This is a genomic window from Peribacillus sp. FSL R5-0717 (genome assembly GCF_038002945.1).
GTDB classification, from domain to species: Bacteria; Bacillota; Bacilli; order Bacillales; family DSM-1321; genus Peribacillus; species Peribacillus frigoritolerans.
In genome coordinates this window covers 1552293-1575010 of sequence record NZ_JBBOOF010000001.1, presented here as the reverse complement: position 1 = coordinate 1575010, position 22718 = coordinate 1552293, and the positions used below count along the sequence as shown (strand labels likewise).

Here is a 22718-nt window from a genome sequence, read left to right as displayed (position 1 = left end):
TTAGTATCATACTAAAGACCCCTCCGGAAATCTACAGCTTAAGACACAATGTGACAAGCCACTTGATGGTTTTGTGCCGATCGTTTCAGTTCGGGCAGCTGTGTTTTGCAGATATCCTGTACAAACGGGCACCGTGTATGGAAGCGGCAGCCGTTTGGCGGGTCGATGGGTGACGGGACATCACCCGTCAATAGGATCCGTTCCCTTTCATGAACAGGATTCGGTACTGGGATGGCTGATAGCAATGCCCTTGTATATGGATGCTGCGGCTGTTCGAAAATGGACTTTTTATCGGCTATTTCGACTATCTTTCCGAGATACATGACCATGACCCGATCCGAGATATGCCTGACCACACCTAAATCATGCGAAATGAAAAGAAAGGTAAGATCGAACTGGCGCTGCAAGGATTTTAATAAATTCAGCACTTGCGCTTGAATGGAGACATCCAGTGCAGATACAGCTTCGTCACATATGATCAATTTGGGGTCCACGGCCAGGGCACGCGCAATCCCGATCCGCTGTCTTTGGCCGCCGCTGAATTCGTGCGGGTATCTTTCCATGGATTCAGGTCTCAGCCCGACATGTCCCAATAATTCTTCAATCCGGCTCTTCCGGTTTTCTTTAGGGACTACATTTTGGATCGCCAAAGCTTCCCCGAGAATTTTGCCGATCGTCTGTCTTGGGTTGAGGGAGGCAAAGGGGTCTTGAAAAATAACCTGCAGATCCTTCCTGGTACGCCGCATTTCTTTTTTGCCTAAACTCAGTAAATCCCTATCCTGAAAGTGAATGCTCCCGCTCGTCGGTTCATCCAATCGAAGGATGGCCCTTCCGGTAGTCGATTTCCCGCAGCCGGATTCGCCGACGATGCTTAAGGTTTCACCCTGCTTGATATCGAAGGTAATGTCATCAACGGCTTTTACATGATTGATGGTCCTTCCGAAAAATCCACCCTTGATCGGAAAATATTGCTTCAATTGATCCACTTTAAGCAGAACCTTTTTCTCTGCAGCTGGTACACCCATCATTAAATCCCCACCTTCTCTTGAGCTTCATATGCCTTCTCCCATTGGGGGGTGAACATCCAGCAGCTGACCTCCGTGCTTGGGCCGATGGCCTGGAGATCCGGTACGGCTTGTTCACAAATGCTCTTCGCATGTGCACAGCGGGGAGCGAAGCTGCATCCCTTGGGCATGTTGTAAGGGCTTGGAACGGTCCCGGGAATTGTGGTCAGTTCTTCCTGGTCCATGTCCAGACGGGGAAGGGAGTTCAATAAACCAATGGTGTAAGGATGTTTAGGGTTCGTGAATATTTCCTTGGCCAGGGTGTATTCAACGATTTTCCCTGCGTACATGACAGCGACCCGATCACAGGTTTCGTATACGACACCCAAATCATGTGTAATCAAAATGACAGCCGTCCCGAAATCCTTTTGCAGCGTCTTGATCAGTTCGAGGATTTGGGCTTGGATCGTCACATCCAGTGCTGTTGTAGGTTCATCGGCTATTAAAACTTCAGGGTGGCAGGCAAGTGCCATGGCAATCATGACCCTTTGCCTCATTCCGCCGCTTAGCTCATGCGGCTCCTGTTTTGCCCTCTTTTCAGGTGAAGGGATCCCGACGAGCCGAAGCATGTCGACGGCTTTATCCCATGCTTCCTTTTTTCCCAGCTTTTGATGGAGCCGGATCGCTTCCGCAATTTGCTCGCCCGCTGAATATACGGGATTCAATGACGTCATCGGCTCCTGAAAAATCATCGAAATTTCATTCCCGCGTATGGACCGCATCTGTTTTTCAGACTTCGTAAGCAGATCCTCCCCTTTAAAAAGGATGCTGCCGCCGGCAATCTTGCCGGGTGGCGATGGAATGAGCCTTAACAATGAGAGCGATGTTATGCTTTTCCCGCTTCCCGACTCCCCGACGATTCCGAGCGTTTCCCCTTTATTGAGGGAGAAACTAATCCCATTGACTGCTTTACTCGTTCCTTCATCAGTGAAAAAGTGGGTCTGCAGATTTTTTACCTCCAGTATTTTATCAGCATCCTGATTCATCATCATACCTCCTTAGTTCAAGTCTATTCTTTTGTTAAAGTAACGATAGAGGACATCCACTGCCAAGTTCATGAATACGAAGATAACGGAAGCGATGAGGACCCCGCCTTGGACCATCGGCAAATCCCTCGTCCTGATTGCATCGACTATCAATCTTCCAAGTCCATTGATGGCAAAAACGGACTCTGTCAATACCGTGCCTCCAAGGAGTGCACCGAACTGGAGGCCAACGACGGTAATGACGGGGATGAGTGCATTTTTCAGGCCGTGTTTATAAATGATGATATATTCTTTCAATCCCTTGGCTCTCGCGGTCCGGATATAGTCCTGGCGAACGACTTCAAGCATGCTCGACCTGGTCATCCTGGCAACGATGGCCGCTCCGCCGGCCCCAAGGGTTATGGCAGGGAGAATCATGTGGCTGAAGGTTCCCCAACCTGAAACCGGAAACAAATGAAGGTTCACGGAAAAGAAGTAGATAAGCATGAGACCCAGCCAAAAGCTAGGTAACGAGATTCCCAATAAAGCAACGATCATGATGGAAATGTCAGCTGCCGAGTATTGCTTGGTGGCCGAGATGATTCCTGCGATCATTCCAAGTACAACGGTTATGAATATGCTGGCAAGTGCCAGTTCAAGGGTGATGGGCAAGCGGACCATGATTTCGTCCAAAACTGGGCGGCTGCTTCGGAGTGATTCCCCAAAGTCACCCTGAACGGCATGAAGGACATAGTCAACATATTGATAGAGGATTGGACGATCCAAGCCAAGCTCATGCCGCAGCGATTCAATCGTTTCCTTGGTCGCTCCTTCACCTGCAAGCAGTGTTGCCGGATCTCCCGGGACCATTTGCATGATGAGGAAAACAACAAGACTTACTCCCAGTAATACCGGTATCGTTTGAAGTACCCGCCGGATAATGAATACGAACATTTTCTCTCCTCCTTATTTTTTCATTCTTGGATCCAGGGCATCTCTAAGTCCGTCCCCGAAGATGTTGAAACCAAGTACCAGTGTTGATATCGCTATCCCCGGAAACAAAGCGATGTGGGGGGCACTGAACAAATAATCCCGTCCGCTGCTCAGCATAGCTCCCCATTCTGGTGAGGGCGGCTGGGCTCCCAGTCCCAGGAAGGACAATCCGGCTGCCGACAGAATGGCCGTTGCCAGACGTAATGTAGCTTGTACGATGACCGGTGATAAAATATTCGGAAAAATATGTTTGCATATGATCGTGAAGTCAGTCGCTCCCAAAGCACGAATGGCATCGATATATTCCAGCTTCCTGACTGAAAGTGTGGAACCCCGTACAATCCGGGCAAACATCGGTATCGAAAAGACGCCGACCGCTACCATTACATTGATCAAGCTCGGACCAAGGGCACTAATGATGGCAAGAGCAAGCAGTATTCCCGGGAAAGCCAGCAGCACATCGACAATTCTCATAATGACGGTATCGATCCATTTCCCGTAATAACCAGCTGCTAACCCGAGGAGTATGCCAATGAACGCCCCGAAGAAAACAGAGACAAACCCAACCGTTAATGAAAGCCGTGTTCCATATAACAATCTGCTTAAAATATCCCTTCCCTTATCATCCGTACCCATCCAATGTTCGGCTGATGGAGTCTGGAGTTTGTTGACCAAATCAATTTCATAGGGATCCTGCGGTGAGATCAAAGGGGCAAAGATAGCCAATAAAATATAAAAAAGTACGATGTACCCGCCTACCAATGCCAATTTATTTCGCTTGAATTTTTTATAAAAGGCTTTCCAGTGTCTTAGTTTCGGAGATTTTCTTTCTTTTACATTCAATTCGGTATTATTGATGACGACCTCTGGCTTCATTGGATTTCCTCCTTTTCTTTCATTCAATTTATTCAAAAAAAGGATTGAAGTAAATATGATGCGGAAAAGCAGTAAAGATAATTAAAAAAAGAGTAAAGATTCTGAAAATATAAAATTCGGTTTTTTTTTATAATTTACAGTAAGCCCGATGTACTCATAGCTGTAAGTTACTTGGAGAAACAAAGGCAGGTTAAAAAGGGAGGAAATAGAATGAGAAAAGGTATGATTGGGTTGCTTTTTGCTTCTTTATTAGGCATCTCATCCGTTTTATCAGGGTGTGCAACAGAAGAAACCGGCAGTAAGGAAACAGTAGAAAAAGCGAAAGAAGGAGGTACGCTGATCGTCGCGCGCCTATCAGACGCGACCACACTTGACCCCCATTTCATAACAGACATTCCATCTGCAAACGTCATTTATGAAAAGGTTTATCAAACATTGGTCGTTCCTGACAAGAACATGGATCCTAAACCGCTGCTCGCAAAAGAGTGGAAACAACTGGATGATGTCACTTGGGAGTTCAAATTGCAGGAGGGAGTCAAATTCCATGATGGAGCCCCATTCAATGCCGAAGCGGTGAAAACCAATTTCGACAGGATACTGGATCCGGCAACAGCTTCTCCGCAGGCTGGTAAATTGGAAATGATCAAGGAAATTAAAGTGATTGACGAAACGACCGTACAATTCAAGCTGAAATATCCTTATGCTCCGCTGTTATCGATTTTAGTGAGTAATGAAGGAAGCATCATCAGCCCTAAAGCGATTAAGGAAAATAGTGACAAACTGGGGCAAAACCCTGTTGGGACAGGTCCATTCGTTTTTAAATCGTGGAAGCCTGGTGAAGAAATCGCCCTTTCGAAAAACAAGGACTATTGGGGGGATAAGCCTAAGATTGATGGGGTTGTATTCAAGGTGGTCCCTGAAGATGCCACGAGGATTGCGATGATTGAAACGGGTGAAGCGCATGTGACCGATCAAGTGCCAGTGACGGAGATTGATAGGATCGAAGCGTCGGGCACGATGGATTTATATCGCACGGAGGGACTTGCCGTTGAATACTTAAGCTTCAATGTTAAGAAAAAGCCCTTTGATGATGTAAGGGTCCGTAAGGCGGTCGCTCATGCCATCGAGGTCGATTCCATCATCAAAGGGGTTTATAACGACGTTGGCACGAGGGCAAATTCAACAATGAGTCCAAAGGTGTTTGGTTATGATCCGGATATAAAAGGCTATGACTATGATATTAATGAATCGAAAAAGCTCTTGACTGAAGCGGGGGTCAAGGATGGTTTGGAGTTTACCCTGACGACGAGTGACCGTAAGGAAAGGATCAATATGGCCGAGGTGATTCAATCCCAGTTAAAAGGAATTGGCATTAAGGTCAAGATTCAAGTCCTTGAGTATGGGGCTTACATTGACGCGACAGCCAAGGGCGAGCACCAGGTATCGATAGGCGGCTGGGGCAATGCTACCGGGGATGGAGATTATAATCAATTTAACCTTTTCAATAGCAAATCCCAAGGTGCTGCGGGAAATAGTTCATTCTATAGCAATCCGGAAGTGGATAAATTGATTGAAAATGCACGTAAAGAATCGAATGGCGATAAACGTAAGGAACTATATTCGAAGGCACAGGCAATTGAAAGAGAAGAAGTTCCATATGTTCCTATCCGTAACTATGAACACTTGGCCGTGTATGGCGGGACAGTTAAAGGGCTTTGGCTGAATCCGGCAAATTATTTAATGCTTGATGACGTAACCGTGAAGTAGGAATTCATCACAAAAGGAAGGCAGCATAAGGATGTTATGCTGTCTTCTCAATTAGGAGGGAAAGTATGATAGATTTACTGCTAATCCATGGGACCGTCATTACCATGGATCAAAACAGGAGAATTCTGCAAGATGGCGCCGTCGCCATACATCAAGGAAGGATTTTAGCTGTAGATGCGACCGAAAAACTTAAATGGAAGTATGAGGCAGTAAAAGTCATCGATTGCAGCCATCAGTGCATATTGCCCGGATTGATAGATGTTCATGGGCATGGGGGACATTCCATGTTCAAAACGATTGCCATGGAGAATATTGATTTTTGGATGCCGATCATGACGAATACGTACAAGCATTTTGTAACGGATGAGTTTTGGTATTACGAAGGAAAGCTATCCGCCCTTGAGAGATTGAAGGCTGGCGTGACGACTGGGGTGAGCGTGTTAGGTTCCATGCCGCGGTCCGATGAACCGATTTTCGCCATCAATCATGCAAAAGCATACGCCGAAGTGGGAATCAGGGAAGTGGTATGCACGGGTCCTTGCAATCCTCCATGGCCCCATTCATTCAGCCGATGGATCGACGGAAAGAGAGTGGTAAAGGAAGTTACCTATGAAGAAGTATTACAGGGGGCCGAAGCGGTGATCGAGGCGCTGAACCATGCAAATGAGGACCGTACGAGAGCCTTCATTACACCATTTGTCATCGTTACATCGGTGGATCCCTCCAATCCGACATCTCCTGACAGGCTTTATGGGCTGACTGATCATGACCTGTATCAAGCGAAGAAAATAAGGGAGATTGCCAGGAAATATAACACACGCATTCACTCAGATGCCTTTGGCGGGATGATCCATTTAGCGATACAGGATAAGGAAAATGCCCTATTGGGTCCGGATGTCCATTTACAGCACTGTCGGGGCATTTCCTTCGATGAGGCAAGAATACTGGCAGAAACAGGTACCAACGTCAGTGCATCACCTGGATTTGGCCAGGTTCATGCCCGTACCCCGATAACTGAATTATTGGAGATGGGTGCAACTGTCGCAATCTCCACGGATGGGACGTCCCCTTCGACAAGTTTCGATATGTTCCAGGTAATGAGGAAAACACAGTTCGTTCACCAGGCCGCCCTTAGGGACTACTATTATTTACCGCCAGGCAAGCTGTTGGAAATGATCACGATAGATGCTGCGAAATGCATTGGCTGGGATGATGAAATAGGCTCCCTTGAGATCGGGAAAAAAGCGGATGTCATTACGGTCAATCTTCATCAGCCTCACCTGACCCCTGAATTCATGCATGTTCACCGGCTTGTATTTCAAGCTGTGGCGAATGATGTGGAGCATGTCATCGTGGATGGAAAATTGATCATGGAAGGCAGGAATGTACGGACGGTCCATGAAAGTACAGTGCTTGATGAAGCGAATGAGGAGGCCTTTTCAACGATAAAGCGTGCAGGGCTCGAAAAGTATATGCAGCCGACTAAATATTTCTGGGGCCATGCCAGGGCCTATGTGGATGAAAAGCGATATGACGAACGCGAAGACGCTGCCGCGATGGTGAAAGGGGAATAAGATGAAAACCAAACTTAAAGGAAGATATGTAATCGGGTATGATGGGTGCGATCATGTCATTTTGGAAAACGCGGAGATCGTTTATGAAAAAGACACGATTTTGTATGTCGGAAAAAATTATCCAGAAGAAGTGGACGAGGTAATGGATGCCGGTAATGCGATTATCAGTCCCGGGTTCATAGATTTAAATGCATTAGGGGACATTGACCATGATATTTTACATTTTGAAGCCGGTGCCGACAGACAGAAAAACCTTCTTTGGTCGGAGAATTATATAAAAAGCGGACATCCCGAATTAATGACCGAGGAAGAAGAAGCGTTTAAATCACTATATGCTTATTCACAGCTCATACTGCATGGCGTGACGACGGCGATGCCCATTACTTCCGTCTTTTATAAAAGCTGGGCTGAAACCTATGATGAATTGGCAGCTGCCGCAGAACATGCCGCTCGATTGGGATTAAGGATTTACCTTGGCCCGAGTTTCCAATCAGGAATGAGATCCGTCCAGCCTGACGGGAAAATCAAACTGCATTGGGATGAAAAAGCCGGTGAAGCGGGGTTACGGAAAGCGGTCGAGTTTGTGGAAAAGTTCGATGGAGCCCATGAAGGCATGGTCAGGGGGATGCTTGCTCCAGAACGAATTGAGTCTCAAACGGCCGATCAATTAAAACGGATTAAATATTACAGCGAAAAATTGAATGTACCCATAAAGCTTCATGCTGCACAAGGAAGTTTTGAATTCAGCGCCATCTGGGAAGCGCATCATGTTACACCGATCAGATATTTGTATGACCTTGGCTTTCTCGGTCCAAGAACAGGGATCCCGCACGCCCACTTTATTTCAGGATACAGCAAAGCGAAATATGGCCAGGGTGATGACTTGGCGCTGCTTGCGGAAACGAATACAACGGTGATCCATTGCCCGCTGATCATCGGGAGGCATGGTGAGGCGTTAGAATCCTTTGCCAAATATAAACGGGCTGGGATCAATATAGCCCTTGGAACGGACACATTCCCTCCGGATATGTTCCAGAACGTCAGGACAGGCAGTATGCTCTCACGGCTGGCGTCAGGAGAAACGGAAGGCTCTGTCTATGCCGATTTCTTTCGGTCAGCCACACTGGATGCGGCCGCTTTTCTTGGCAGGAACGATCTAGGACGCATCGCTGCGGGGGCCAAGGCGGATATCATCGCGATTGACCTGGACGGTTTCCATATGGGGGTAATCGATGATCCGATTCGAACCATGTTCGCAAGCGGATCCGGTAGGGACGTTAAATTATCGATCATCGATGGAAAGGTGGTCATGAAGGATCAAAAAATCCCCGATCTTGATTTAACGGAAATCAAATATAAGGGGCAGCAATATTTCAATAAGATGAGAAGAGGCTATATGGAAAGGGACTATCAGGAGCTTCCCGAGAATGAATTGTTTAAGCCATCATTCAAGGTCGTTGAATCGGTAAGCGCTACAGAAGCCATTTGTGAAAACAAGTAAAGAAAATGAAAAACATAGTAAAGATATTCGAAAAAAATAGTCAGAATATTTCCTATAATTAGATAAATGTTCGAAAAATGAAATTGGGAGGTAGAAGACCATGGGGGTAAAACGTGGGGCAGGAAAGCTTTTTCTAGTCATGATCATGGCTATCATCATTACGGGCTGTTCTTCTAACAATGACGTAAGCACAACAGAAAGTGATCCGAACAGAGCATCAAACGGAGGGGGTACATTGGTCATTGCCCGCCTATCTGACGCTGAGAATTTGGATCAGCAGTTCATGTCCACGATTAACGCCGCTAGCGTCACTCACCATAAAATCTATGAAGGTCTTGTAAAGCGGGATGAGAATAGTGAGATACAGCCAATGCTAGCAGAAAAATGGAAGCAAATAAATGACACGACCTGGGAATTCAAGCTTAGGGAAGATGTAAAGTTCCATGATGGCACACCATTTAATGCAGATGCGGTAAAGAAGACGTTTGATCGACTATTGGATCCGGCGGTCGCTTCTCCCAGAGCGGTAGTATTCGATATGGTGAAAGAGGTGAAACCGGTTGATGAATTTACCGTGCAATTCATCCTGAAGGAGCCTTTTTCCCCTCTCCTTTCCATATTGGCGAATCACGAAGGCGGAATCATCAGTCCGAAAACGATTGAAAAGTACGGCAAAAAGATTATCCAGGAACCGAATGGAACCGGTCCTTTCGCTTTTGATTCATGGTCCCCAGGCCAGGAAATCACATTGACGAAAAACGACAGCTATTGGGGAGACGAGCCAAAAGTGGACAAGGTCATCTTCAAGGTCGTCCCGGAAGACTCCACGAGGATATCGATGATAGAAACCGGTGAAGCGCATATCGCCGAGCCGCTTCCTGTAGCGGTCATGGACCAGGTGGAATCATCACCGGCAATGGATGTTTACCGCAGTGAAGGGTATGGTACCGAATATTTAGGCTTTAATGTCAATAAAGAACCGTTCAATGATGAAAGGGTCCGTAAAGCCATTGCCCATGCCATTGAGATGGACTCGATTATCAAGGGTGTCTTCAATAATGTGGGAGTAAAGGCGAACTCCTTGATGGGCTCTAAAGTATTCGGGTACAACGAAGATCTCGAAGCCTATGATTACAACTTAAAGGAAGCAAAGAAACTGATGGCCGAAGCAGGATATTCAAAAGGCTTGGATGCGACCATCCTGACAATGGACAGTAAAGAAAGAGTCAACTTGGCTGAGGTCCTGCAATCCCAACTGAAAGGGATCGGGATTAATTTGAAGGTACAGGTCATGGAGTACGGTTCATTCGTGGAACAAGTGAATAAAGGACAATCGGAAATGTTCATCATCAGTTGGAGAAACGCGACCGGGGATGCTGATTATAATCAATATAACCTTTTTCATACGGAATCACAGGGAGCAGCAGGTAACACATTCTTTTACAGCAATCAAAAGGTTGATCGTTTAATAGATGCCGCCAGGAAGGAAAAAGAAGAAGGGAAACGCAAAGAACTATACGCAGAGGCACAGGAAATCGAAATGGCTGACACCCCGTACATTCCTGTAAGGGTCATAGAAAATGTTGCTGCAGTAGCCAAAGAAGTAAAAGGATTTTCAATCAGCCCTTCAGGCTACCTGGAGATAAATGACGTAACGATCAAGTGATGCAGTGTGTAGAGGAAAGGGGTTAGGAGTCCGAAGAATGATTCTTTCTTGTAATCCTCATTGGAAGAGATTTGCGAAACTCCTGCCGAATTACTAGCTGGCCGAAACCCCACAGGCGGAAAGGGATTTTAAAGCAAAGTTGATTGGAACGGAAGGTACGAGACTCCTGCGGGAAAAGCGCGTCCAAGGGAGACCCCCACAGGCGCAAACGCCGAGGGCGGACCGCCCGCGGAAAGCGAGTGCCTGAAGTGGAAATCAACGTCTATAAAAGAAAGGGAGCGGATATCTTCAATCAATTGAACTTTTTAAAAAACTGCAGGCAAACTGAGTTTTCATCGAGTTGTCTTCAGTCTGAAGGGTTCATCCATTAGGGTGAGCCTTTTTCTTTGGCACAATAAGTAAAAATAACATAAAAACGAGTAAAAATACTGAAATTATTTGTTGATTTTTAAAACTATAATGAAAGTGATGCATAGTCAATCTGGAATGAAAGGGTGAGTGTAATGTCTCAATCGTATTGGTTAACGAATGTCCGCTTGGAAAATGGTTTTATTTATAATGAAAATGAAACGATCACCGGCACTGAAACCGGCAATTACCATATCAAGATTGAAAGTGGGAAAATTTCTTCCATTTTATCGGCGAAGGAATCGATAACGGATCAGGATCCGCAGCATGATGTTCACGGTCTCCTGATGGTTCCCTCGTTTAAGGAAATGCATATCCACATTGATAAAACGTATTATGGCGGTCCGTGGAAGGCTTGCATGCCTGCCATTAATGGCGTGAAAACCCGGATAGAGGAAGAGCAGGTCTTGCTGCCCGAATTATTGCCTACCGCTAAAGTTAGAGCAGAGAAAATGCTCGATTTATTATTGAACTTCGGATCTACCCATATACGCACACATTGCAACATCGACCCCGTCATCGGACTGAAGAACTTGGAAGCGACCATTCAGGCACTGGAAGGCTATAAGGATAAATTGACATATGAAATCGTCGCATTCCCACAGCATGGACTTTTACGCAGCGATTCCGTTCGGTTAATAAGGGAGGCCATGAAGAATGGGGCGAATCTGGTAGGAGGTGTGGACCCCGCCACCATTGATGAAAACATAGAGCGATCCTTAGAAACGATCATGGATATCGCGGTTGAATCCAATTCCGATATCGATGTCCATTTACATGATCCGGATCAACTTGGTCTCTTCACCATGCAGCGACTTGCTTCACTGACGGAAGACGCAGGCTGGCAAGGAAGGGTCACGGTTAGCCACGCCAGCGGGTTGGCAGATCTTTCAGTCCCGGAGGCTACGGGCATAGCCGAAAGGTTTTCGGAAACAGGAATATCGATTACATCCACAGTGCCCATCTTCAGAACGATCCCCATCCCCCTGCTTCATGAAAAAGGGGTGAAAGTGGAATTGGGTAATGACAGCATCACTGATCATTGGACACCATTTGGGATTGGGGACAATCTGGAAAAGGCCGGTCGCCTTGCAGAGAGGTTTCGCATGATTGATGAACGTTCCTTAGCGAAAAGCCTGCAATTCATAACAGGAGGGAAGACCTCATTAAACCAAGACGGGGTCAAGGCATGGCCTAATGTCGGGGATGAGGCGAATATCGTTTTGCTTGAAGCCAGCTGTTCAGCGGAAGCGGTGGCTAGAAGGGCGAAGCGTGCTGCTGTCATCTTCAGGGGCAATGTTGTTAGCGGATCCATTTCATCTTTTGAGACGACAGGTGTTTAATCTTTTAATAAAGAGAGTGATTGGATGAATGAAGCATACTGGCTTACAAACGTTACGCTTGATAGTGGATTTGTTTTTGAGAATGAACGAATTGATCGGACGAAAACAGCTACATACAACATGTATATAAAAAATGGGATCATAGAGGATTTGCAATTGGCTTCAACTATGCCTTTGAAAACGGATGGTCCTGTTCACGACGCGAGAAAGCTGCTTGCACTTCCTCCTTTTAAAGAGATGCATAACCATCTGGACAAGACGTATTTAGGACTGCCATGGAAATCATGCACTCCGGTTCCGAACTTAATCGAACGCTTAAAATTAGAAGCAAAAGAGCTTGCAGAACTGGCTGAAACTGGACAGCTCCGGGCTGAACGGATGCTTCAACTATTGTTAAGCGGCGGGGCAACGCATGTAAGGACGCATGTAAATATCGATCCATACATTGGTATGAAGAACTTGGAAGAGATTCAACGTGCCCTATATCGTTTCAAAGGGAAAATGACATACGAGATCGTGGCTTTCCCGCAGCACGGACTGCTAAGAACGAATTCAAAAGGGTTGATGAGACAAGCAATGAAAGAAGGGGCGTCCTTGGTGGGCGGCCTGGATCCTGGCGGGGTGGATAATAATATAGAAGCTTCCCTGTATGAAATGGTAGATTTGGCTGTTGAATTTGATGCAGATATTGATATTCATATACATGATCCCGGTCATCTTGGTTTATATACGATCAAAAAACTGGCTTCTTTGATCGATGAAGCAGGGTGGAAGAACAGAGCGGCCATCAGTCATGCTTTTGCACTTGGTGATGTTTCAATAGGAGAATCGAATGAACTGGCCAGTGAATTATCAAACCTGGGGATAGCGATCATGTCTACAGTTCCGATCAACCGGGTCATGCCCCCGATTGATTCACTGCATGAGAAAGGTGTCCATGTTGCTCTCGGTTGCGATGGCTTTTACGACTCCTGGTCCCCATTCGGTACTGGGGATATGCTGGAAAAGGCAGGCCGATTGGCTGAGAGGTACAACTGGAAGGACGAGTATGCATTGTCTCAATCGCTCCAATTCATTACGGGCGGAGTCAAGACATTGGACGATGAAGGAAATCGTTTATGGCCGAAAGCGGGAAATGACGCAACTATGGTTTTTGTGGATGCATCATGTGCTGCCGAGGCAATTACCAGGAGATCGACGCGGGCTGCGGTCATGGTCGATGGAAACCTGGTTTACGGCGGACTTGATCGCGAATCTGCCTTGAAGTCGAATTGAAGATATGGTTCAAGAAGGGAGAAGATCATGAATAGAATCTATTGGTTAAAGAATGTTCGTTTGGAATGTGGTTATCGGAAAGAGAATGAAAGAGTTACAGGAACGATCACCGGGTTATTTCATCTGTTGATGGAGGATGGCAGGATCACGAAGATTGTCAAAGATGGGGAAGCCATACGTGATGATTTACCAGTGGAAGATGCAAAAGGATTGCTGGCGCTTCCATCCTTCATTGAAAAGCATGTCCATCTTGATAAGACGCTGATGGGGGATGTTTGGAGAGCGTGCACTCCTTCTTCAAGTGTCATTGAACGCTTTGAAAATGAGAAGAGGGTTCTGCCTTCCATTGCAACAAGTACATGTAAACGTGCAGAATCCTTACTGGAAATCCTGTTAGCTTCCGGATCTACACATATTCGGACTCATGTTGATATCTATCCGGAAGCGGGCTTGCAAAACTTAGAGCAAGTACAGCAGGCGCTTGCTGGCTATTCCAATCGACTCAGTTCAGAAATCGTCGCATTTGCGCAGCACGGTTTGCTGCGGTCCGGCTCTGTCAAGCTTGTCAGGGAGGCATTGCGAAACGGAGCAGGAATCGTCGGGGCGGTGGATCCGGCCACAGTCGATAACAATATTGAAGCATCGCTCGTGCAATTGATGGATTTAGCAGTGGAAGCTAATGCTGATGTGGACTTGCATTTACATGATCCCGGCCATCTGGGCACGTTCACCATGAAACGTTTGGCAGCTCTGACCAAGCAAGCGGGCTGGGAAGGAAGGGTTGCATTAAGCCATGCGTTCGGCATCGGGGACGTATCCAGGGAGGAAGCCTATGAACTGGCAGACATTCTTAGGGAGGCGGGGATTTCCATCGTCACCAGTATCCCGATCAACAGGCAGATGCCCCCTGTTGATTTATTACATGAAAGAGGGGTTGAAGTATCAGTAGGAAATGATAATATCTTTGATGTATGGTCACCTCTTGGGAATGGTGACATCTTGGAGAGGGCAGGAAGGCTCGCAGAACGTTTCAAATGGATTGATGAAGTCTCGCTTTCCCGGACACTCGGATATATAACTGGCGGAAAAACCCCATTGGATGATAAGGGTAACCAGGCATGGCCGAAAGTTGGGGATGCCGGAAGTCTGGTGTTAATTGACGCAAGCTGTTCTGCAGAGGCAGTTGCCAGGCGTTCGGAACGTAAAGCGGTCATTTACAAGGGGAACTTGGTTTCCGGTTCACTATATAAGCGAAAGCAGTCCATTGAACGGTAGGACTGAACCAAAAAAGGATTTCTGGATATTTCCGGATTTCCTTTTTCGTTTTTGGCGGCTTCCGTGTACTTTTATTTACATATGTTATATGCTGTGGAAGTGATTTTTTTTGGCTATATGAATTAGCCCCCAGTCTTTATCATTATTATATTTTAAAGCGCTCTGCTTGCCTGCCTTGCATCCTTTATCCAAGCAAACAAATTAGCGGGGAGCCGCAGTCTTTGTTACTATTAATGGGAACGTTATCATTTCTCATGCATCTGCAAAGGTCATATGACATAAATCATGTGTCCAGCAATGCAGCAGCGGACCATTCGGGACCGCGTCTATTAACATGGTGCTGTCCTTTCGCCATTTTCAAGGGAAGGACAAGTGAAATTCACCATGAGTTTGAAAAGTATCATGTTCAAAGGAGATGGAATCTATGAAAAGTTGGAGATCTTCTGTGACTCTATTTTCTTCTTTTCAATGGTTGTTTTTTATTTTTGCAAATACGGTAGTTGTGCCCATATCGATTGGCGCAGCTTTTGATCTTCCTCCCAATGTTACGGAAATGACCATGAGAAGCTCGCTCATTTTCACGGGGATCGCTTGCGTGTTTCAGGGGTGGAAGGGGCATAAGTATCCGCTTATGGAAGGTCACTCCGGTCTATTGTGGGGAGTGATGCTTAATTTAGGTTTATCTGCACCATCCATAGGGCTCGGTTATGCTGAGATAGGAGGGGGCATAGCTACTGGCCTCATTGCTGCGGGTGTCGTGACCCTCATTATTTCTGCCTTCAACCTGATATCTCATGTCCAGAAGATTTTCACTCCCATGGTCATGACGGTTTATTTATTCCTTTTGACGTTCCAGCTCATTTTTGTCTTCTTTAAGGGGATGCTGGGGATTACGGAGAATGGCGAAATCAACATCCCGGTCAGTTTCCTATCAGTGGGGATTGTACTTCTAGTCAGTATATTAAAAATAAAAGGACCAAGGACAATAAGCAATTTCTCCATATTGATCGGGATTATAGTGGGATGGATTTTTTACGAGCTGCTATTTCCGGAGGCCGGGGGAGAAATGGGATCGACGGGTGCCGCTTTTTCATTTTTCCCATTAGGTGCTCCAAACCTTCAATTCGGGATCATAGCGATTTCCTTTTTTGCAGGATTGCTGAATTTGTGCAACACGTTCGCTTCCATTCAGGCTGCATCGGAATTAATCGGTGATGAAGCTGAACACAAGCAGTATCGAAATTCTTTATTCATGACTGGCGGATTTACCATTTTCGCTCCGCTGCTTGGCCTTGTTCCATATACACCTTTTACTTCATCGATTGGATTTTTGCAGAGTACCCAAATCTATGAGCGGAAGCCCTTCTTGCTTGGAGGCATGTTATTGACCATAATCGGGCTCATTCCCCCTTTCATCTCTTTCCTGGCCACGATGCCGATAACAGTCGGGAATGCAGTATTGTTCGTTGCGTACCTTCAGCTGTTCGGTACGGCTTTCAACAGCGTCAAGGGTCAGAATTTCACTTCAGACACGATATTCAGGCTTGCCGTACCAGTATTGATTGGCGTGAGTTTGATGAATGTCCTGCCTACTGCATTTTCGAACCTGCCCGCGCTATTACAGCCCTTTTTGACGAATGGGCTCATAATGGGAGTATTGATATCAATCGTGCTGGAAAAATCGGTCAACTGGACTCGTTATGAACAACTGCATAACTAATGGGACTTTGATTGAAAAGGCTATACATAAAGGGAAACGACAATGCTAATTGAAGAGGCGATCATGAAAACCGGAAGGGTATTACCCTTCCGGTTTTCTGTTTTTTCATTGGTCTTTTAATGTGAAATGGGCCTTTTAATCAGTAGCAATACCCACTCCCTTTACATATTTTGTTGGAGGGAATACTTGACGTGGTGTTAATTCCCTGACCATTTCGTTTTGGCTTCCCTTTCTAATCTAAGCTCTACCTTATAAATAATAAACGGAGGTTATATAAAATGTATGAATTTCAAAATCAATTGCAAAACCTGAATGTAGATGATTTCCAGGTGACTCAGCCAGTTCCTTGGGAACAAAACCAGTACAATTTGGATGATTCGTCTCGGCAATTCATTGGTGTGGGCGGTTGCTTTGGTTGTTTTGGCTGTTTCTTGTGCTTCGGTTGCTTTGGTTGCGGCGGTCGCTGTGGACGCTGTGGACGCTGTGGTGGATGCGGACGTTGCGGAGGGTGCGCCGGTCGTTGCGGACGTTGCGGCGGTTAAGGTTTCAGGTCTTCTAAAGAAAGGTCCCTGCGGTGCAGGGACTTTTCTTTATTGCATTAGACATAAGAGACAAATTGTCGTACATAGGATGATAGTGAAGTGATGAAGCAGAACTTAGAATGCTTCGGGTTAGGAGGAGCGGAATGGTGAATTTGACCCCTTCTATGCGTTTGAAAGTGAAAAGGGATACGTTTTTTCTTCCGGAACCAAACAGAGGTGTGTATTTCAGGAATAACATAAGTTCGTTCCGTATGGAGGGCACCTCGATCGTTCAGTGGATTGAAAAGTTATTACCGATGTTCAACGGGAACCATACATTAAGCGAGTTGACGGATGGATTGCCTGACCCATACCGGAAACGGGTGATGGAAATTGCCGAGGTTTTGTACGGGAATGGGTTTGTTCGGGATGTAAGTCAGGACAGTCCCCATCAATTAAGGGAACAAGTTCTTGAAAGGTATGCTTCGCAAATCGAATTCCTGGAAAGCTGCGGCGATTCGGGGGCTCACCGTTTTGAAACTTATCGAAAGCAAAAGGCGTTGGCAATAGGCTCTGGCCCGCTGTTCCTTTCATTGGTGTCCTCCCTGATCGAATCCGGATTGCCTGCTTTCCATATCTTCATTACGGACACAGTACCGACCAATAGAAAAAGATTGAACGAGATCGTGGCACATGCGCGTAAGACAGACGACGAGGTTGCCATAGAGGAGGTCATGCTTGAAAAGGGAACAGAGATTGAATGGCGGGAGATCGTGCGGCCTTTTGACTCGATCTTATATGTGTCACAGGAGGGTGATATAGAGGAATTAAGAGAACTTCATTCGGTTTGCAAGCAAGGGGAAAAGATCCTGTTTCCTGCGTTGATCATCAATCAAGTAGGCATGGCTGGACCGCTCGTCCATCCGGATTCCAAGGGGTGCTGGGAGTCAGCGTGGCATCGTTTACATCAAGCTGAGCTGGAAAAGAATCAGGCATCATCATCTTTTTCCGCCACAGCCGGAGCGATGTTAGCCAATATAATGGTATTCGAATGGTTTAAAGACGCTGCAGGCGTTACGACAGCAGAACAAGCCAATCAATTTTATCTGTTGGATATGGATACATTGGAGGGAAAATGGCATCCGTTCATTCCCCACCATGGCGTGACGGGTAAAGGGACTGCTGCATGGGTTGAAGATTTTGAACGGCGGCTTGAACAGAATTCCGACCCGGTTGAACCGGGGAAAGTATTTATGTATTTCACCCGGTTGACATCCGCGGAATCCGGTATCTTTCATCGTTGGGATGAGGGGGATTTAAAACAGCTGCCGCTGGCTCAATGCCGCGTTCAGGTCGTGGATCCGCTATCGTCCGGTCCGGCCGGACTCCTGCCTGAAATCATCCGTTCAGATCTGACGCATGAGGAAGCGAGGAGGGAAACCGGTCTTGCAGGAGTTGAAGCATATGCATCCAGAACACTCAGCCAGCTCGTTGCGACTCTTCCTCCGCTTCAGGGAGCAGATGAAATAAAGGAATCGATCGGTGTCGGAGCAGGGGAAACATTTGCTGAATGTGTCTGCCGTGGACTGCAAAGCAGTTTGGATACAGAGTTTTTAAATAAGCGGTTCAACCAAGAGAAACTTGTGACGGTGCAATTGGCTCAAGTGGAAGATGAGCGCTGCAGGTATTATCTACAAGCGTTGACCCGGCTGCAGGGAGATCCGATCATCGCCTTGGGTGAGGGAGTGTCAGGCTTCCCGGTAGTTTGGGCAGGAACGAGCGATGGCTGGTCCGGCGCTGTCGGTTTGAATGTAACGATCGCATTACGGAACGCATTGCAAAAGGCCGTCATGAAAGTCCAAAACCAGACCGTTTGCTTAACAGCTCCAGGTTTAGTGGCATCACCTGTTCTTGAAGAAGAAAAGGTGGATCTTGTGATTCCTTCATGCGGGGTGAAAGGGAATTCCGAACTGGTACAGTCCGCCATTCAAGTTTTGAAGAAGAACAGTAAGCGAATTCACGTTTTCGAAATGGATCTGGAACCTTTCTTGAAGGAAGAAATGGCAGGTGTGTTCGGGGTGTTTTTGCGAGAGGAGGAATCAGGGTGAAAACTGACGTATTGGTTGTCGGGGAAGGAGTGTTGGCCGACCATGTTCATGGGGACCTGTCCGGCCAATATCAGGTGAATCGCCAAACCGATTTCGAGGCAGGAATCCCGCAAACGACGGCGATGGTCCTTCTGCTGCAAGATGCTTGGAATCCCGCTGCCCATATAAAGGCCGAAGAGGTGATAAGGCAAGCGGGCATTCCATGGCTGAGGGGGTTCGTATCATTTGGAGAGGGAGTGGTAGGGCCGTTGGTGCACCCTGGTGTTCCTGGCTGTACACAGTGTGCGGACCAAAGGCATCTCATGGCCGGGCGTGATCGAAAAGAAATGTGGGGAATCCGCCAACAGCTTGAGGAAAAGGGGGGGATGGAGCGTGATCCGGCGGCATCCCGCACAGGCCTTTTACAGATGGCCCACTTGATTTGTGCAGAAGTAAGGAAGGTGATGAAAGGAGAAAGCGCCCGGTCGGAAGGGCATGTATCATTAATCAGCCTGAAGACGCTGAATGGTTCGTGGCACTCGTTTTTACCAGATCCATTGTGTCCGGTTTGCTCAACATTACCTGATGACTCGAAGGAGCGTGCAAGAATTTCGTTGCAGCCAAGTCCGAAAATCAGTCCCGACAGTTACCGAACCCGTTCAATGGATGAGCTGAATGAAGTGCTGGCCAAGGATTACTTGGACCACCGCACAGGATTCCTGAATAATAAAATGATAGACCTTGTACCGCCATTTGCCGATGTAAGTGTTAATTTGCCTTTGTTCATAGGTGATGAGGGGGCGGCTGGCCGGACTCTATCATATGCGGTCAGTGAGATGACGGCCATATTGGAGGGATTGGAAAGGTATTGCGGAATGGAGCCCCGCGGTAAACGGACAGTCATACATGACAGCTACAACAACCTGAAAGATTCTGCGCTCGACCCCACCAGGATCGGAGTGCACTCGAAGGAAAACTATGCACAGCATGATTTCCCGTTTCAACCATTTAATCCCGACCGCTCGATAGATTGGGTATGGGGCCACTCATTCTTGCAAGAGAGACCGATCTTGGTCCCGGAATTGCTTTCCTATTACAGCTTGGGCTGCGGTCATGGATTTGTCTATGAAACTTCCAATGGCTGTGCTTTAGGGGGAAGTTTGGAGGAGGCCATTTTCTACGGCATCATGGAAGTGGTCGAACGTGATTCGTTCCTGCTGACCTGGTATGCGCAGCTGCCACTCACACGCCTTGACCCTTATTCTGCAAATGACAAAGAACTTGAGCTGATGATTGACAGGGCGAGGGCGGCAGCGGGATATGACATCCATTTGTTTAATGCGACAATGGAACATGGTATACCGAGCGTATGGGCGCTGGCGAAAAACAGGAAACAAAAAGGATTGAATATCATCTGTGCGGCAGGGGCCCATCTCGACCCGGTCCGGGCTGTGAAAAGCGCGGTCTTTGAGTTGGCCGGCATGATGCTGACACTTGACGATAAATTGGAAGAGAACCGGGATGAGGTTGAGAAAATGCTGCAGAATTCCTCACTGGTACGGAAAATGGATGATCATGGCATGCTGTACGGTTTACCGCAAGCCGAAGAGCGACTGCAGTTTCTGCTGGATGATGACCGCCCGATGCGAACCTTCGCTGAAGAATATGGGGAAAAGGTGAACCATCCGGACTTGACGGAAGATTTGCAGGAAATCCTTCAGCAGTTTCGCCGATTGCAACTCGAGGTGATTGTAGTGGATCAGACGACACCTGAGATTGCACGGAATGGATTACATTGCGTGAAAGTCCTGATCCCGGGGATGCTGCCGATGACATTCGGCCATCATCTTACCCGCATAACGGGGCTTGAGAGAATACTGAGGGTTCCGATGGAACTTGGATATGCTGAACGGCCGCTTGATTTCGAACAGCTCAATCCGCATCCGCATCCTTTTCCATAAGCGGTGACGTAGGAGGTTGGAGGATGAGTCTAGAGGCATTTTTGCACAATTTACATTTTGATATCGAAAAGGCAAGTCCGCCGGATTGGGAAGTGGATTGGGATGATGCACCGCTAACGTATAAGCTTTACCGTGACTTGCCTGTTTTTCCGCTATCACTGGAGGTGCCGCTGACGCTCGAGGGGGGAAGCGGGCCTTCAAAGCAGGACCTCGAAGGAATCGGTCATTTCCTCTGGTATGCCTATGGCCTGACCCAAGTCAGTCAGGTACCGAGATCCTCGGAATCTGAGGACCTCATGCAGTCATTCCGGCGTTTTCCGCCATCAGGGGGAGCTTTGTATCCAAGCGAATTGTACGTATACTTGAAGATCGAGGGATTACCTGCTGGCGTATACCATTATGATGCGGCACACCACCGGCTGGTTTTGCTGCGGGAAGGAAATTTCGATTCATATGTAACAAAGGCTCTTGGTGGAACCATTGATATCTCCGCTTGCTTTGGCACGGTTTTCGTATCGACGATGTTTTGGAAAAACTTCTACAAATATAATAACTTTTCATACCGTCTGCAAGGTCTTGATGCAGGAGTGCTTCTTGGACAGTTGCTCGAAGTGGCGAAACGCTTTGGAATCGCAGCCGGGGTGTGCTTCCAATTCCTTGATCGGGCCATCAATCATCTGCTCGGGCTTTCGGAGGACGAAGAGAGCACGTATGCGGCGATCCCCTTATCATCAGAGCCTTCTTGGAGATTTAGGGAAGAAAGGAGTATGGACCGACCTGTCACTTCGACGGAATTATTGCTGGAATTGAAGGGAATTCAGCCTGAGCACTATGTTCGGTCGCAAAGGATCAGGGAATTTCCGATGCTGACTAAAATGAATGAAGCATCCATGATCGAATCCACCCAATCATTCCGGCGGATCCATCCAAAGAATGGGACGGAATCAGAAGGGAAAATTATAGCCCTTCCTATCGTGAAACGGTTGTCCTATGACTTGGCATCAGTTTGCCGGAAGCGCTTCTCACCTGAAATGGACTTTGTACTCGGGAAAGTCAGTCAATCGCAACTGGCCGCTCTCCTGCAGGAGGCAACCGCTTCGTTCTCCTATCGAAATGACTTGCATGGAACAAACGGGAACAACGGAAATCGCGTTTCCCTCTATGCTTGTTTATATAATGTGGAAGACATACAAGATGGTGCCTACCATTATGACAGCACCACACATTCATTACGGCAGATACAACCAGGAGATCATCGGCTCATATTGCAATACGGAATGTCCCTCGATATCATGAACTTTCAGCAAGTGCCGATCTGTATACATGTAGTTGGTGAGCGGGACCATTCCAAAACGCAACTTGGATATAGAGGATACCGCATCCAGCAAATGGAGGCGGGGATGCTCGTTCAGAAATTACTGCTGGCATCGTCAGCCCTTGGAATGAATGGGCACCCGCTGCTCGGCTTTGATGTGAATATGTGTGATGAGCTTTATAAGATAGACGGTCCGCAAAGGAAAACGAGCCTGATTCAAATCCCTATCGGACACTTTCTGAATCGCCCTTGGCTGAAGGGGAGTCTGCATAGTTGAAGAAGATGAAACGAAAGTCTCCATTTCATTTAAGGAATGGAGGCTTTCATTTTTATATTGCAGTTTGGCAGAGTGCAATAATCGCTGCTGAAGATTATACTGAATGAATAGTAGATAAAGTTATTAATGC

At 47.0% G+C, this 22718-nt stretch carries 16 protein-coding genes; 12 read left to right on the top strand and 4 right to left on the bottom strand.

The genetic code is table 11. The annotated features are described in order from the left end of the window. Positions 1-38: 38 nt before the first annotated feature. The 4 genes from NYE65_RS07640 to nikC are packed head-to-tail and all read right to left on the bottom strand — an operon-like array spanning position 39 to position 3898. Positions 39-1028: an ABC transporter ATP-binding protein gene (locus NYE65_RS07640; protein WP_063590112.1), complete on the bottom strand. Its 990-nt coding sequence runs from the start codon at positions 1026-1028 to the stop codon at positions 39-41. After that, complete coding sequence (locus NYE65_RS07635) at positions 1028-2050, bottom strand: ABC transporter ATP-binding protein (RefSeq protein WP_063575164.1); 1023 nt, start codon at positions 2048-2050, stop codon at positions 1028-1030. The genes NYE65_RS07640 and NYE65_RS07635 overlap by 1 nt, the downstream gene beginning before the upstream one ends. Positions 2051-2062: 12 nt before the next feature. Beyond that, complete coding sequence (nikB, locus tag NYE65_RS07630; protein WP_034304259.1) at positions 2063-2983, bottom strand: nickel ABC transporter permease; 921 nt, start codon at positions 2981-2983, stop codon at positions 2063-2065. Positions 2984-2995: 12 nt separating this feature from the next. Continuing rightward, the gene (nikC, locus tag NYE65_RS07625; RefSeq protein WP_063575165.1) at positions 2996-3898 is read right to left on the bottom strand and encodes a nickel transporter permease; all 903 of its coding nucleotides are present in this window, start codon (positions 3896-3898) and stop codon (positions 2996-2998) included. 210 nt (positions 3899-4108) lie between these two features. Between nikC and NYE65_RS07620 the strand changes: the two genes are divergently transcribed. From NYE65_RS07620 to NYE65_RS07565, 12 genes are all read left to right on the top strand, one after another. After that, a complete protein-coding gene (locus NYE65_RS07620) occupies positions 4109-5665 on the top strand; it encodes a glutathione ABC transporter substrate-binding protein (RefSeq protein WP_328109791.1) in 1557 nt (518 codons plus the stop codon). 65 nt (positions 5666-5730) lie between these two features. After that, entirely contained in the window at positions 5731-7239 is a 1509-nt protein-coding gene (locus tag NYE65_RS07615) for an amidohydrolase family protein (protein WP_340860302.1), read from the top strand. 1 nt (position 7240) lies between these two features. Next, complete coding sequence (locus tag NYE65_RS07610; protein WP_340860301.1) at positions 7241-8740, top strand: amidohydrolase family protein; 1500 nt, start codon at positions 7241-7243, stop codon at positions 8738-8740. Between the two features lie 100 nt (positions 8741-8840). Continuing rightward, on the top strand, positions 8841-10406 hold the full coding sequence (locus tag NYE65_RS07605; RefSeq protein WP_340860299.1) for a glutathione ABC transporter substrate-binding protein: 1566 nt from the start codon (positions 8841-8843) through the stop codon (positions 10404-10406). A gap of 503 nt (positions 10407-10909) precedes the next feature. Beyond that, positions 10910-12157 carry an amidohydrolase family protein gene (locus tag NYE65_RS07600; protein ID WP_340860298.1) on the top strand — a complete coding sequence of 416 codons (1248 nt, stop codon included), beginning with the start codon at positions 10910-10912 and terminating at the stop codon, positions 12155-12157. A 24-nt stretch (positions 12158-12181) separates the two neighbouring features. Then, on the top strand, positions 12182-13432 hold the full coding sequence (locus NYE65_RS07595; RefSeq protein WP_340860297.1) for an amidohydrolase family protein: 1251 nt from the start codon (positions 12182-12184) through the stop codon (positions 13430-13432). Between the two features lie 27 nt (positions 13433-13459). After that, positions 13460-14707 (top strand): amidohydrolase, encoded by a 1248-nt coding sequence (locus tag NYE65_RS07590; RefSeq protein WP_340860296.1) that lies wholly within the window; start codon positions 13460-13462, stop codon positions 14705-14707. Positions 14708-15131: 424 nt separating this feature from the next. Continuing rightward, positions 15132-16427, top strand: coding sequence for a uracil/xanthine transporter (locus NYE65_RS07585; protein WP_095679052.1), 1296 nt, complete (start codon positions 15132-15134; stop codon positions 16425-16427). 278 nt (positions 16428-16705) lie between these two features. After that, entirely contained in the window at positions 16706-16969 is a 264-nt protein-coding gene (locus NYE65_RS07580) for a heterocycloanthracin/sonorensin family bacteriocin (protein ID WP_082854532.1), read from the top strand. 143 nt (positions 16970-17112) lie between these two features. Further along, positions 17113-19056 carry a putative thiazole-containing bacteriocin maturation protein gene (locus NYE65_RS07575; protein WP_340860293.1) on the top strand — a complete coding sequence of 648 codons (1944 nt, stop codon included), beginning with the start codon at positions 17113-17115 and terminating at the stop codon, positions 19054-19056. Then, the gene (locus NYE65_RS07570) at positions 19053-20996 is read left to right on the top strand and encodes a TOMM precursor leader peptide-binding protein (RefSeq protein ID WP_328175907.1); all 1944 of its coding nucleotides are present in this window, start codon (positions 19053-19055) and stop codon (positions 20994-20996) included. The genes NYE65_RS07575 and NYE65_RS07570 overlap by 4 nt, the downstream gene beginning before the upstream one ends. Positions 20997-21019: 23 nt before the next feature. Beyond that, a complete protein-coding gene (locus NYE65_RS07565) occupies positions 21020-22588 on the top strand; it encodes a SagB family peptide dehydrogenase (RefSeq protein WP_340860291.1) in 1569 nt (522 codons plus the stop codon). Positions 22589-22718: the final 130 nt, after the last annotated feature.